Raw genomic sequence first — 14,880 nt, 5'->3', positions numbered from 1 at the left:
CTACAATATGAGTACCTTGTGATGGGTACATTTAAATAACGCTTGCCAAGCCTGTTTTTGGGATTTGGCAAGCAATCGAACACAGGGCTGAGCTGCTCTGACCAAAAATTAGGTGAGAAATTATGGTAGATTCTACCCAAGATAAAAATAAACGCATCAGTATTAAATCAAAAACCACTTCCACCGCCAAAGTCACTGGTACTTCTGGCAAGGCAAAAGCGGTGAATGTGGTCAAAACCAAAAAAATCGTTTTTGAAAAACCCGACGCCAACAAAATCGCCGAAGAAGTCGCTGCCCAAGCAAAAGCGGCTGAAGAAGCACGCCTAAAAGAGCTTGAAGAAAAACAAGCCGCCGAACGCAGCAAAAAAGAAGCTGCCGAACGCCAAGCGGCGACCTTGGCGGCGATGCGTGCCAATAGCACAGATGAGAGTAAGTCTGAGTCTGGCAGTGCTTCTGTGGTGGTCAAAAAAGCCAAAAAAGATGACGATGCCGACAAGACCAAAGCGGACAAAGCCAAAAAAGCAGCGGCAAAGCCTGCCAAGGTAGAGACCGCCGAGGCGAAAGAGGCTCGTCTGGCTCGTGAGGCAGAAGAAGAAAAACTGCGTCAGCTGGAAGCGGAAAATCGCCGCAAAGCTGCCATCGATGCCCAAAATCGCACGCTAGAACAGATGAAACAGATGGCGAGCCGTTATAGCGAAAAAGACGACACCGTCAGCACCATCGTGCGCAAAGATGAGCCTTTGGCAAAGGGCTTGGTGGGCGCAGCCCTAGAAGAGTCGTTTGAAAAAGAACGCCGTGAGATTAAGCGTGGCACCAACACCAACGCCAGTCGTGGCAAAGGCGGCAAGAAAAAGGGCAAAGAAGAGCTTGAAATCAGACCAAAACAGCGTGGTCTAAAATCATCGCAAGCGAACAAGCACAAATTTGAAATGCCTGTTGAAAAGATCATCTATAATGTAGAAGTGGGCGAGTCCATCGTGGTCTCTGACCTTGCTCAAAAGATGGCGGTGAAAGTCCGTGAAGTCATCAAATCCTTGATGAAAATGGGCGAGATGGTGCGTGAGTCAGATTCTATTGACCAAGACACCGCATCGCTTGTGGTTGAGGAATTTGGTCATAATCTGGTGCTTGTCTCTGACACCAAGCTTGAAGACGATTTGCAAGAATCTGTTGATGAAAAGTCGGGTAATATCCAAGCCCGTCCGCCTGTCGTTACCATCATGGGTCATGTCGATCATGGTAAGACTTCATTGCTGGACAAAATTCGCACCACGAAGGTGGCATCTGGCGAGGCTGGTGGCATCACCCAGCACATCGGTGCATACCATGTCACCACAGAGCGTGGTGTGATCACTTTCCTAGACACCCCAGGTCACGCCGCCTTTACGGCAATGCGTTCTCGTGGTGCGCAGGCGACTGACATCGTCGTGCTGGTCGTGGCTGCCGATGACGGCATGATGCCGCAGACCGAAGAGGCGATTGACCATGCTCGTGCAGCAGGTACGCCACTGATCGTCGCCATCAACAAGATGGATAAAGACACCGCCGATCCTGAGCGTGTGATCAATGAGCTGTCTGTCAAAGAAGTCATTCCAGAAGAGTGGGGTGGTGATGTGCCGATGGTCAAAGTCTCTGCCAAGTCGGGCATGGGTATTGATGAATTACTTGAAACCATCAGCATTCAAGCTGAGATCATGGAGCTTGAAGCCCCTGTGGATGGTGCAGCACAAGGTGTGGTCATCGAATCTCGCATCGACAAAGGTCGTGGTGCGGTGGCAAGCCTACTGGTCAAAAAAGGCACGCTAAACCAAGGCGATCTGGTCTTGGCGGGCGAGTTTTATGGTAAAGTGCGTGCGATGACCGATGAAAATGGTCAGCGCATTAAAACGGCAGGACCTTCAATTCCAGTTGAGATCTTAGGTTTGCCTGATGCACCGATGGCAGGCTCAGAATTTTTGGTGGTCTCTGACGAGAAAAAAGCCCGTGAAGTGGCGGATTTCCGTGCCGCTCGTGAGCGTGATCGTGTGCTAGAACGCCAAAACAAGATGCGTCTGGACACCCTGTTTGACAGCATGGGCAGTGCTGAGGTTGCCACTTTAAACATCATCTTAAAGACCGATGTGCGTGGCTCTTTGGAGGCGCTGTTGGGTGCGCTTGATGAACTATCGACCGATGAGGTCAAGGTGCGTGTCATCAGCTCAGGCGTCGGTGCGATTACCGAGTCTGATGTGATCTTGGCAGAGTCGAGTGAAGCGGTCTTGCTTGGCTTTAATGTGCGTGCCGACACGGCAGGTAAGCGCAAAGCGGACGAAGCTGGTATCGACATCCGTTATTATAGCGTCATCTACGGACTCATTGATGATGTCAAGGCGGCGATGAGCGGCATGCTGGCACCTGAACACCGTGAGCAGATTTTGGGCATCGCTGAGGTGCGTGAAGTGTTCCGTTCAAGTAAGTTTGGTGCGGCGGCAGGCTGTATGGTTCAAGAAGGTACGATCCATCGCAACAAGCCAATCCGTGTTCTGCGTGATGATAAGGTCATCTTCACAGGTCAGCTACAATCATTGCGTCGCTATAAAGACGATGTCAATGAAGTCAAAGCTGGGATGGAGTGTGGTCTTGCGGTCAAGGGCTACGAAGTGGCGGTGGGCGATAAGATCGAGGTCTTTGAGATCCACGAAGTCAAGCGCCAGCTGTAAGACAAAGCAACAAAACACCCCAAAAGTTAGACACTTTTGGGGTGTTTTTTATGTCAAAAATTCAGTAGGTGGCTGATTGGGGGTATATTCACCATATATTAATTAACCCTTAAAACACACCAAAATTAAGTTTTTTTTTCTCAAAGTGAGCTTGGGACTCTGACGAAAAACCGTCAGCCGAAGTCAAGCTTGTGGTGAACATTTTTTATGCCATTTTAATATGAATTGGGTAATAAATTTTGTCCACAGTAACAAGTATTGCCTAATCATCCAAAACGGTTTTTAAGCTTGTCACCCCCCAATAACCCTTCGGCAGCCTTGTGCCACGAGCGGCTCGCTTGCCCATGTAGTTTGCTAGGTCGGCAGGCTTGATGGTGAGCGTGCGTTTGCCTGCGGTGATGGCAAGGCTGTCGGTGGCTTTTAGGCTGACAAGAGCAAGCAGGCTTTCGCCATCTTTGTCTTTTAGATTGATGATTTTATTGCCTTTACCTTTTGCCAGACTTGGTAGGTCGGACAATTCAAAAACCAACAAATAGCCAGCATTGGTCAATGCCGCCACCAGCGTGTCGTCAGGGCGGACGGTGTGGGCAGGCAGTAGGGCAGATTCGTTTAGGTTGATGATGGCCTTGCCTGATTTTTGGTTGGTTTCAAAGTTGGCAAATTGCCCCACAAAACCATAGCCTGACGCACTGGCAAGCAAGACCTGATGTTCTTTATTACCAAATAAAATCTGCTCAATTTTCGCCCCCGCTGGTGGATTGAGCATACTGGTGATCGGCTCGCCTTGCCCACGAGCAGACGGCAGATGAACGGTGTCTAGGGCGTAACTGCGACCTGTGGAGTCAAGCAAAATCAGCTTTTCATTGGATTTGCCCTGTGCGGACGCTTGATAGCCATCGCCTGAGCGGTAGCTGAGTGTGGTAGCATCAATGTCATGACCTTTTGCCATACGAATCCAGCCTGCCTGCGACAGCACGACCGTTACCGCTTCGCTTGGAATCAAATCGCTTGGCTTGATGGCGGCGGCTTCGTCTCGGACGACCACAGGCGACATTCGCTCATCGCCGTGCGCTTTCATGTCGGCACTCAGCTCGTCAATGAGCAGGGCGGTTAGGCTGTCTGGATTGGCAAGCTGTTCGGCGATGGTGGCTCGCTCAGCTTCAAGAGCGGCTTTTTCGGCATTTAGCTCAATCTCTTCTAGCTTGGCAAGTTGGCGAAGTTTGATGTCTAAAATGGCGTCCGCCTGAATGTCAGTCAGCCCAAAGCGGCTCATCAGCTCAAGTTTTGGGTCGTCTTCATTGCGAATGATGGCGATCACTTCATCAATGTTTAGATACGCCACCAAAAGACCTGCCAAAATGTGTAAGCGTTTGTCAATCTTGGCAAGACGATGTTCAAGACGGCGAATGACCACGCCACGGCGACATTCTAGCCATTCAGACAAGATGTCTTTTAGGTTTTTGACCTGTGGCTTGCCATTCATGCCAATCACATTCATGTTCACTCGAAAGCTCGTTTCAAGGTCGGTCATGGCAAACAGATGGTTCATGATTTTTTCAATGTCAATTTTGCCTTTTTTAAATTCAAGGACAATACGACAGGCGTTTTCATGGTCGGATTCGTCATTGATGTCGTTAAGCCACGGCAGTTTTTTGTCCGTCATCAGTTTGGCGATTTGCTCGATGACTTTATTGCCTGAGACTTGATAGGGCAGAGCGTCAATGATGACGGTGTTTTTTTCTTTGGGGTCAATGTGATAGGTGGCGCGCATTTTGTAGCTGCCCTTGCCTGTTTCATACATGGTGATCAGCTCATCACTTGGTGTGATGATTTCGGCACGAGTCGGCAAATCTGGAGCGATGAGCGTTTTGCACAGCTCACGCACGGATAGGGCAGGGTTTTTTAGCAGTTTAATGCAGGTTTTGACGACTTCGGTCAGATTGTGCGGTGGAATGTCGGTCGCCATGCCGACAGCGATGCCTGTGGTGCCGTTTAAAAGAATGTTAGGCAGGCGAGCAGGCAAAGTGGCAGGCTCTTTTAATGAGCCATCAAAATTATCCACCCAATCCACCGTGCCTTGTTCTAGCTCGGACAAGAGTGTGTTGGCATAATTGGACATTTTGGCTTCGGTATATCGCATGGCGGCGAAGGATTTTGGGTCGTCAGGACTGCCCCAGTTGCCTTGACCTGTGATGAGCGGATAGCGATAAGAGAACGGCTGAGCCATGAGTACCATCGCTTCATAGCACGCACTGTCGCCGTGTGGGTGGTATTTGCCCAGCACATCGCCCACCGTGCGAGCAGACTTTTTGGGCTTGGCGGTGTGTTTTAGTCCCAGCTCGCTCATCGCATAGACAATGCGGCGCTGTACAGGTTTTAGACCATCGGCGATGTGCGGCAAGGCACGATCCATGATGACATACATGGCGTAATTTAGGTAGGCAGATTCGGTAAATTCGCTGATGGCACGAGTGTCAAAGGTAGGCTGATTGGTTGTCATATAAAAAAGCGGTTAATCAAAAAAAATTAACCGCCATTTTAGCAAATTTTTGGGTTTTTTGCTCAGCCAAATCAGCCAAGTGCGTCCAAATCTCGCCAATGCGTCTGATGATAGGCGCTCTCCCAAAACAGCCATTCTAACTTGGCGGCATAAGTATAAGCCTTGCGCATTTTATCAAGCGTGGTTTCGTCAGCGTGGGCGGCGACTTTATCCACCACCGCAATCACTTTTTGCACCGCTGTGTGAAATTCTTCGCCAGCGTAGGTGTCAATCCATGCTTGGTAGGGGTTGTTTGGGGCGGATTTGTCATAAATGTCTTGTCCTACTTTGGCATAAATCCAAAAACACGGCAACAGACTTGCCAGCACCACAGGGTAGCTGTCAGCATAGGCAGAGGCAAGCAGATAAGAAGTGTAATGATGACACGCCAAAGTCAAAGGCGTATTCAAAAAATCCTCACGGCTGATGCCAAATTCTTGCATAAAGCCATCATGCAACGACCGCTCCACGACAATCGCCACCTTTGCCGCCTCACTAAACAAAATCACCTCGTCCGCCTCGTAGGCTTTGGCGGCGCATACTGCCAATGCTCGACCATAAGCCAGCAGATAATGAGCATCTTGAATGACATAATGGCTAAACGCCGCTTTGGACAGCGTGCCTGCCGCAAGCTCTTGATTAAAGGGTAGGTTTAGTGTTGCCTCGTACAGGGCTAGGTTTTCTTGCCAAAGGGTCTGGCTGAATGATTGCATGATACTTCCTTGATGAGTGGGCTATTTAAAAGACGATAAAAAAGCCAAGCAAACACTTGGCTTGATGGCATCAACCATGAAAAGATGCTTCTAGGCGCTTGGCAAGCTGGACATCTCGGTTGCGCACGGCACCTCGCTCGATGTTGCCGATGCGTACACGCAAAGTGGTGTAGCAATTTTCCCACTCTGGATAGTGTTCAAGCTCTTGGGCGTGAAACGACACCTTGACGATGAACGCCACCACAGAAGCGAAGTCGGCAAATTCGTAGGTGCGCACCAGACTATGACCGTCCAGCTGCCACGCAGGCAGGCTTTCTAATTGTAGGGCGACTTGATCGGGCTTAAGACTGCTCATAAAAATCCTTAATATCAATAAAAATCAGCAGATAAATTTTTCGCTAGTTTAGCACATTTGCAAATAAAAGCTAGCAATTTTATCGTGTGTTTGTATCAACTTTTACCGCCCAATTTGCCTTTTAAATGGCAGAACAGCATCGCCGTCATCAAAGCGTCATTGAGTGCGTCATGTGCAGGCAAAATGGGAATTTGATAAGCGGTCAAGAGCTCGCCCAGATGGCGTTTGTCAATGGGAATGTCGTTGTTTTTGTTGGTTTTTTGGCGTAATTTTTGATCAAGATTTGCCACATCAATGAGTGTGTGTGGCAATTTTACGCCCAATTTTGGCTTGGCAAGGGCGTTGATGAATGCCATGTCCATGCTGGTACAAAAACCCACGACAGGACGAGTGCCAATAAAGGGCAAAAGCTCGTCAAGCATCTCATCGTAGCTTTTGCCATTTTCCACATCCATCGGTCGTAGCCCATGAATGACAATGCTTTTGGTGTCGGGCATGGTTGGCGGTCGGCAGATGATGGATAGGGCGTGAGCGGTGTCAATGCCAAAACTTTCGCCTGTTTTTGTGATTCTGACCGCACCGACACTTAAAATATGGTCGGTTTTTGGATTAAGTCCTGTCAATTCAAGGTCTAGGCACACCCATTCATCATCGCTTGGTGTGCCGAACAGATAGGCGTATTCGGGCGATTTTAATTGGGATTTTTGATTGTTTGTGATGAATTTTTTTAAAAAATCAAACATCGCTCACCCCACAAACACATCAAGACGATAATGGCGAGTGATGAATCCTTTGAAGTATTTGACCACCGCCAGACTTTCTTTGAGCAGGTCTCGCTCCAATGACGATAGGGTGTTTGGATTGACCTTGCGGGCGGATTTGTCATCGGTGATGAGCGAGACGGCAAGGCGTTTTGATAAGAAAAATTCCAAAGCTTCGGTGATGTTTTGGGCGGTTTTTTCGTCAATGACTTTTTGGCTGGCTAATTGGCGCAGACGCAGGCGAGTGCTGGTCTCATCAATGCCGTATTCAAGTGCCAATGCTCGCACGCCATGCACGATGGGAAAAATGCCAGCTTTTTTTAGGTCGATGTCGCTGTCTTTTCCGCCGGTGAATTTTTGCCAAAAACCAGATTCGCTCGCCATTTGTAGGGTTGGTGCGGCAAAGCGGTTGATAAAATTGGCGTGAGCGTGGCGGACGGCGTGTTGCCAGTGTGATTTTAATTCATAAAATAACGCCACATCGCCACACACAGGGTGAGCGTCCATGAGTGTGGCAAAGTGAATCATCATCTCGCCACCAGTCGCTCCCATCCATGTGCTGACTTGGGCTTTAAAATCGGTGAGCGACTTTCGCCAAGTAGGGCTTGCGATCATGATGTTGCCATCGCAATAAGGATAGCCAAGTTTAAACAAAGCATCATTAAAGGCTTGGGCGTAGGTGGGCAGATTTGGGTCGTCAAAGCCATCACGAATGATTAGGGCGTTGTCTTGGTCGGTACGCATGATTTGCTCGCCACGACCTTCAGAACCCATGACAATCAGGCAGGTGTTGTCAATGACGGCAGGCGGTGCGATGAGTTGCCATACCTTAGTAAAGACATGAATGTTGAGACTTTGGACAATGCGACTGATGACATGGACTTTCATGCCACTTTGGTTTTGTTGGCGAATGAATGTACCAATCATCTCCACACCCACCAAAACTTCGTCTAGGTTTTGGGCTTGGTCAATCCGCTGTGTGATGAGCTGTGAATGGTTGGTTAGGTAGTTGAGCAGTTCGGTTTGTCCAATCACGCCTGTGATCTCGCCTGCATCATTGACGATCGGCAAGCGATGGACGCTTTTGCTGATCATGGTAATCAACGCTTCGCTCAAATCGTGGCTTTCATGAATGGTGTAGAGATTAAATCGGCTATAATCTTTGACGCAAGTGGTGGCAAAGTCTGCTTTTTTTGTGATGGCACGGCAGACATCGGTCTGGGTAAATATGCCCACGCCATTGGGCGAGCTGACCAAAATGTGCTTGGCATCCACCGCCATCATACGGCAAGTCGCTTCATAAAGACTGGCGTTTTCGTCAATAAAATTGGGCGTGCGGATGTGTTCGCCAATGCTGGCAACAGGGCGGTAGAGTAGCTGTTGGCTTTGGCTCATGGCACTTTGGGCGTCTTGCTGTGATTTGCGAGTGGTCAAATCGGCAAACAGCAATGTCCGCAGTCGCTCGTTGTGCTGACTGATGGCATGGACGGTGTCGCCATCAAGCCGATACAGCAGGCTTTGTTCTTGGGTGATGACATCAAATGCGACCCCATCTTTGTCCGCCAAAGAAAACCAATCACCCACATTCAAGCCTGCCACCAGCTCGCCATGCTGGTGCTGGGTGAGCTTGCCTTTGATGACGATGAACAAATCGCCCTGCCAATCGCCATTGACGGCGGTGTGTTCTGGCAGATAGACGATTTGGCTGACGGCGGCAAGTTTCTTGCGTTCGCTGGTTGTCAAGACATCAAAGGGCGGTGTGAATAGATGGTTTAAGGCGTGATTCATCATACTTTCCTTGTATTGCTTAAAATTACCAAAACTGCCTTTATGACAAAAGCTTTATGCTAAAAACTTTGTGCTAAAAACTTTGTGCTAAAAACTTTTTGCCAAAAATCTTGCCAAAAAAGCACTTCTTATGCCAACAAATCTACCAACAAATGCGCCAGCCATTTCACGCCAGTAGGTTTTTGTATTCTGGGTTTTTGTGGATATAAGCGGCGACAAAGCTGCAAGTCGGCGCCACTTTCTTACCTTCGGCTTGTGCATAATCCAGTGCGTGCTTGGTGAGTGCCTTGCCGATGCCCTGACCGCCAAGCGCACTTGGGACGATGGTGTGATTGTAGATGAGTGTGTCGCCGTGATCCAGATAGCTTAGATAAGCGGTGATGCCATCGATGGTGGTTTCAAAGCGGCGTAGGTCGGTGTTGTGAGTGATGTGTGTCATGAAGGCTCCAATTTTTCAAAAATCCTTAAAAACCATACGGATTATCTTAGCATAAAGAATTTTTTGATGCTTGTAAATGATTTTGTGAGTGATGATGCAAATTTCGCCAAGCCTGCCGTCTATTTGTCATCTTGGGGCTTGGCGATGGCGCTTTTGGAGAGTGTTTCAATGCTCACGGCGTGTCAATTTGCCAGTGCTTTGCATAAGTTTTTAAAAAATTGGCAAACGCCAACACCGCCGCGCTGGGGGAGCGGTGTTTGTGCTGATACAGCAAAAATTTTCTATCAATCTTAGGCTCTTTGATGGGAATCATGGTCAAATCATGCTGATCTATCCAGTTTTTGGCGTAGCTGAGTGCCAGCGTCATGCCAAGCCCCATTTGCGTCATGCCAAGCGCAGTGGACAAAAAATTGACTTCATAATCAGCTCGAAACAGCCGCTCCGTCAGCTCCATCGGCAGTGCCGCTCGGATCTGCTCGGCAAAGGCGGCTTGTAGCGTGATGAGTTCGCCTACTGGAATGTCCTGCCATGTGACTTCCGACCGCCCAGCCAAAGCGTGATCGGGCTTAACAATCAAATAAAACTTCGATGAAAACAGCGTCTCTGCCAAGATGTCGCTGCTAAAAGGATGCTCAGGACCGATGCCGATGTCAGCGTCGATGAGCTGCACTCGCTCCATGACCTCGCCGATGCCGCAGTCGATGAGACTCACCTGAATGTCTGGATGGGCTTGTTTGAACGCCTTGATGAGACTGGGCATGATGGTGGCGGCAAGCTGCTGGCTGGCGGCGATGCGCACTTTGCCTTGATGGTAGTCTTTGATGTCGTGGATCTCGCCTGTGAACATGCGCATGTCATCCAAGACATTCAGGGCATAAGGCACGAGCCGCTCGCCCGCTTCTGACAGGTGTAGCTGACGGGTGGTGCGGTCAAACAGCGTGATGCCCAGCTGATTTTCCATCTCTTTAATCAGTCCGCTCAAAGACGACTGGGTCAGATACAGCTCATCAGCCGCCTTGGTAAAGCTTTTGTGGCGAGATACGGCGATGAAGGCGTTCAGCTGGCGTAGGGTGACATTCATGGATAAGTCCGATAAATAAAAATAAAAAACCATTTGTGCAATATGGACGACTATTTTATGATAACGGCAAATGACTTGCAATAGCTAAGAAAATGCCACCAAACGCAGTCATTGCAATGTATTCAAGCACTTTATATATCATCAACCAAGGAAGTATTATGGCAGATTTATTTGACAATCCGATGATCTGCCTTGTCAGTCCGCTTACCAAAAAAATACTTGGCACAGCCTACAAGGTTAATGGCAATCTGCTCTAAGATTTTAAAATATTGCCAATAAAACTCTCTAAACTCTCCAAATTCTGCCGTCTTATTATTTATGAACAAATGCAAAAGCGCCATCTCTACTCAGTTAAAATCAAGTCTGGCGAAAGTGATGCTTTGTGTTGTACGGATTTTTTGATTTGTCAGTTTGGCTAAACCAAGCAACCACCGACACTTTCAGTCAGTTTTTGCGGTATAATACGCCAACTTTAATAATAATGGGTTTTGGCTATGATGATTTGGCGTAGTTTGCCACGCTGGGTGCGGGGCGTGGTGATTGGGCTTTTGCTGCTTGTCCTTGCGGTGGCGCTGCTGGCGGCATTAAGCCATCGTCCGTTGCCAGAGAATGTCCAAAGGACCGTCTCCACGCACCTGATGCCAAGCCCAGATGGCAATATTGCCAAGCGCCTGCTGCCAGAGATCATCGAGCACTCGGGCGAAAGTGGCATTTATACACTGGCAAACAGCCGTGATGCGTTTTTGGCTCGTCTGGCTTTGGTCGAGATGGCAGAGCAGAGCCTTGATTTGCAGTACTACATCTACCACGACGACATCTCGGGCAGACTGCTTAGCCAAAGACTCATCGCTGCCGCCGACCGTGGCGTGCGTGTGCGACTACTGCTTGATGATCATACGATGGCGGGCATGGACGGCGTGATTCGCAGGCTTGATGACCATGACAACATCGAAGTACGCCTTTTTAATCCATACATGCAGCGCCGTTTTCGCCCTTTGGGGTATTTGACGGACTTTTTTCGTCTCAATCGCCGCATGCACAACAAATCCATGACCGCTGACAGCATCGTGAGTATCGTCGGTGGGCGCAACATTGGCGATGAGTATTTTGATGCGACGAGTGGCATGATGTTCGCTGACCTAGATGTGGCGGTGGTGGGGCAAGCGGCGCACGAGACGGCGGAAGATTTTGACAGATATTGGAACAATCAATCCGCCTATCCTGCCCAAGCCATCATCGGCGATGTCGAGCCCGCTGACCTTTCGGGCGTGGCTGATGAGGCGCGAGAGTATCTTGGTCTGCTCATGCAGGCAAACTTTTCCAACTATCTGACGGACGGGCAGATGCCTTGGGTGTGGGCAAAAACGCAATTCATCAGCGACCACCCTGATAAGGTGCTCAAAAAACAAGAAGAAGAAAATATCCTTGACAAATACATTTCGCCTTTGATGGAAAACACCCAAAATGAGCTTGTGATCGTCTCGCCTTATTTTGTGCCGACCAGACAGGGTGAAGAGATGCTAAGTAAGCTTGCCAAAAATGGTAAAACGGTGCAAGTGCTGACCAATACACTGGCTGCCAACGATGTGGCGGTGGTCCATTCAGGCTATGCCAAATACCGCAAAGACCTGCTAAAAAGCGGCGTCAAGCTGTATGAGCTTAAAGACGATGCCACCGTCAAGCCTGCTGCCGTCAGAAGTGCCTACGATGGGCAGGGCGCCAGTCTGCACGCCAAGACTTTTGCGGTGGATGGGCAGTATTTGTATGTCGGCTCTTTTAATATGGATCCTCGTTCTGCCAATCTCAACACCGAGATGGGGCTACTCATCGACAGCCCAAAGCTTGCCAAAGACCTGATGGATCAGCTGTCGGTGAATCTGCCAAAGCACGCTTATGCAGTGAGCCTGAACGACAAAGGCAAGATGATCTGGACGACCATCGAAGATGGCGAGACAATCGAGCGCACGCATGAGCCAGAAAGCTCACTGTTTCGCCGTGTGCAGGTGTGGATCGCAAGCCAGCTGCCGATTGAGTGGTTGTTGTAAGGCTGAATGATGCCTGTATTTTCTCATCAATCCACCCTTTAATACAAAAAAACCGTTCAATCTTGCACGGTTTTTTAAGATTAGCCACATTGTTTTTTGTTATAAAGATTGGTCAGCTTTTCTTGGCGTTCTTTGGCGGCATCGATTGCCTCTTCGGTGTTGGCATAGGTGGCGAATAATGCAGGAATAAAGAATAGTGCCGCAGCGACATTCTTACCAGTAACTTTGCGTTCCGCACGAGCCTCTTGCTCAAACTTTTTAGCCTCAGCGATCTCTGATTTGATCTGTTCGCAGGTTAGCTGGTTGTCGTTCAGTTTGGTGGTCTCGACGATGTGTGGCGTTGCGCAGGCAGACAGCATGGCGACAGTTGCAATAATAGCAGCAAATTTGATTTTCAGAAAAGATCCTTGAAAGTGATTTACGATTGATATACATATTGATAAGTTTTAACAATAACTTATCAACAGTGTAAATATACTATAACTTAACGAAAAGTCAATAATTTCGTCAAAAAAAAATCGCACGATAAAATCATTTGCCCAAACCATCAAAGCGTGCGATAATAACAGGTTAGATTTTATTTTTTCAATAATTCTTAATTTTGACAACTCAAGATTTTCATTAAAGGATAGCTATGGCTCAATATATCTATACGATGAACAAAGTGTCCAAAATCATTCCGCCAAAACGGGAGATTTTAAAGGACATTTCGCTCTCTTTCTTTCCGGGTGCCAAAATTGGCGTTTTGGGTCTCAACGGTGCAGGTAAATCCACCTTGCTGCGCATTATGGCAGGCGTGGATACCGAATACAGTGGCGAGGCTCGTCCCCAAGCAGGCATTAAAGTTGGCTATCTGCCACAAGAGCCCCAACTTGACCCCGCCAAAGATGTGCGGGGCAATGTCGAAGACGGCGTGCGTGAGGCGTTGGACGCTTTAGAACGCCTTAATCAAATTTATGCCGAATATGCCGAGCCTGATGCTGACTTTGACAAACTGGCTGCCGAGCAAGGCAAGATGGAAGACATCATCGCTGCGTGGGACGCCCACAACCTAAACACTCAGCTTGAAAAGGCGGCGGACGCATTACGCCTACCACCTTGGGACGCTGATGTCTCCAAGCTGTCAGGCGGTGAAAAACGCCGTGTCGCCCTATGCCGACTGCTTCTATCTAAGCCTGATATGCTGCTGCTTGACGAGCCGACCAACCATTTGGACGCTGAGTCTGTGGCGTGGCTGGAACGCTTTTTGAAGGATTATTCTGGTACGATTGTGGCGATTACGCACGACCGTTATTTCCTTGACAATGTTGCCGAGTGGATTTTGGAGCTTGACCGTGGCTATGGCTACCCCTATCAAGGCAACTACACCGAGTGGCTGGAACAGAAAAACAAACGCCTAGAACAAGAACAAAAGCAAGAAGAAGCCTTTGCTAAGGCGTTAAAACAAGAATTGGAATGGGTGCGTAAAAACCAAAAAGGTCAGCAAGCCAAATCCAAATCTCGTTTAGAACGCTTTGAAGAGATGAACTCTCGTGAGTTCCAACAAAGAAACGAAACGGCGGAAATCTACATTCCACCAGGACCACGCCTAGGCAATAAAGTCATTGAAGTTAAAGGCATTTCTAAGTCGTTTGAAGGTCGTGTGCTGTATGAAAACTTGTCATTTACCATGCCACCAATGGCGATTGTTGGGATTGTCGGGCCAAACGGAGCGGGTAAGACCACGCTTTTTAATATGATTACAGGTAAAGACAAGCCCGACACAGGCACCGTGGAGATTGGTGAGAGCGTGAAAGTCGCCTATGTGGGACAAGTGCGTGATGAGTTGGACGACAAAAAAACCGTGTGGGAAGAAGTGTCAGACGGCTTGGATATGATTACCGTGGGCGAATACACCACGCCAAGCCGTGCTTATATCGGTCGTTTTAACTTTAAAGGTCAAGACCAACAAAAACTGGTTGGCAACCTATCGGGCGGTGAACGAAATCGTCTGCAACTTGCCAAGACCCTAAAACAAGGGGCGAATGTTATCCTACTTGACGAACCGTCCAACGACCTTGATGTGGAAACCTTGCGTGCCTTGGAAGATGCGGTGCAGGTATTCCCAGGTACGGTGATGGTGGTGTCGCACGACCGCTGGTTCTTAGACCGTATTTGTACGCATATTTTGTCCTTTGAGAATGAACAGCCCGAATTTTTTGACGGCAACTATTCTGAATATGAAAAATGGCGTAAAGAAAAACTGGGTGCAGATGCAACACCTAAGAGAATGAAATATAAGAAGATTGGGGGGTAACCCATCTTTGATGACCAAAGCGACAAGTCAATCATTGGCTTGTCGTTTTTTTATGGGTGTGTTTAAATGCGTTAAATGTGGCTTATTAAATTTGTTGGGCTTGCAAGCTTAAGCTTATGACATCGCATCATTTTGTGGTAATTTTGCCATTCGGTGATTATAAC

At 48.4% G+C, this 14,880-nt stretch carries 10 protein-coding genes and 1 pseudogene; 3 read left to right on the top strand and 8 right to left on the bottom strand.

Features of this window, described 5'->3' with window-relative positions:
- Window positions 1-137: 137 nt before the first annotated feature.
- Window positions 138-2,699 (top strand): annotated as a pseudogene (gene infB / locus LU290_RS09775) (translation initiation factor IF-2); the annotation flags it as partial.
- Window positions 2,700-2,961: 262 nt separating this feature from the next.
- On the opposite strand, the gene parC reads toward infB, so the two are convergent.
- From parC to LU290_RS09740, 7 genes are all read right to left on the bottom strand, one after another.
- A complete protein-coding gene (gene parC, locus LU290_RS09770) occupies window positions 2,962-5,199 on the bottom strand; it encodes a DNA topoisomerase IV subunit A (RefSeq protein ID WP_277808396.1) in 2,238 nt (745 codons plus the stop codon).
- Window positions 5,200-5,270: 71 nt separating this feature from the next.
- Window positions 5,271-5,951 (bottom strand): thiaminase II, encoded by a 681-nt coding sequence (gene tenA, locus LU290_RS09765; RefSeq protein ID WP_277808395.1) that lies wholly within the window; start codon window positions 5,949-5,951, stop codon window positions 5,271-5,273.
- A gap of 70 nt (window positions 5,952-6,021) precedes the next feature.
- Entirely contained in the window at window positions 6,022-6,306 is a 285-nt protein-coding gene (locus LU290_RS09760; RefSeq protein WP_277808394.1) for a 4a-hydroxytetrahydrobiopterin dehydratase, read from the bottom strand.
- 95 nt (window positions 6,307-6,401) lie between these two features.
- Complete coding sequence (locus LU290_RS09755) at window positions 6,402-7,049, bottom strand: 3'-5' exonuclease (protein WP_277808393.1); 648 nt, start codon at window positions 7,047-7,049, stop codon at window positions 6,402-6,404.
- Window positions 7,050-7,052: 3 nt separating this feature from the next.
- The gene (locus tag LU290_RS09750; protein WP_277808392.1) at window positions 7,053-8,855 is read right to left on the bottom strand and encodes a putative nucleotidyltransferase substrate binding domain-containing protein; all 1,803 of its coding nucleotides are present in this window, start codon (window positions 8,853-8,855) and stop codon (window positions 7,053-7,055) included.
- Window positions 8,856-9,021: 166 nt separating this feature from the next.
- Window positions 9,022-9,294 (bottom strand): GNAT family N-acetyltransferase, encoded by a 273-nt coding sequence (locus tag LU290_RS09745; protein WP_277808391.1) that lies wholly within the window; start codon window positions 9,292-9,294, stop codon window positions 9,022-9,024.
- A 172-nt stretch (window positions 9,295-9,466) separates the two neighbouring features.
- A complete protein-coding gene (locus LU290_RS09740) occupies window positions 9,467-10,375 on the bottom strand; it encodes a LysR family transcriptional regulator (protein ID WP_277808390.1) in 909 nt (302 codons plus the stop codon).
- Window positions 10,376-10,869: 494 nt separating this feature from the next.
- Between LU290_RS09740 and LU290_RS09735 the strand changes: the two genes are divergently transcribed.
- Window positions 10,870-12,420, top strand: a complete 1,551-nt coding sequence (locus LU290_RS09735; protein ID WP_277808389.1) for a phospholipase D family protein — start codon at window positions 10,870-10,872, stop codon at window positions 12,418-12,420.
- 80 nt (window positions 12,421-12,500) lie between these two features.
- Here the strand turns inward: LU290_RS09735 and LU290_RS09730 are convergent, their stop codons facing one another.
- Window positions 12,501-12,779, bottom strand: coding sequence for a hypothetical protein (locus LU290_RS09730; RefSeq protein ID WP_277808388.1), 279 nt, complete (start codon window positions 12,777-12,779; stop codon window positions 12,501-12,503).
- 275 nt (window positions 12,780-13,054) lie between these two features.
- Here LU290_RS09730 and ettA point away from each other — a divergent pair, with 275 nt between their 5' ends.
- On the top strand, window positions 13,055-14,716 hold the full coding sequence (gene ettA / locus LU290_RS09725; protein ID WP_277808387.1) for an energy-dependent translational throttle protein EttA: 1,662 nt from the start codon (window positions 13,055-13,057) through the stop codon (window positions 14,714-14,716).
- The last annotated feature ends 164 nt before the right edge of the window (window positions 14,717-14,880 follow it).

This window comes from Moraxella nasibovis (assembly GCF_029581575.1).
In the GTDB taxonomy this organism is placed as follows: Bacteria; Pseudomonadota; Gammaproteobacteria; order Pseudomonadales; family Moraxellaceae; genus Moraxella; species Moraxella nasibovis.
This window is presented reverse-complemented; position numbering and strand designations above follow the sequence as displayed.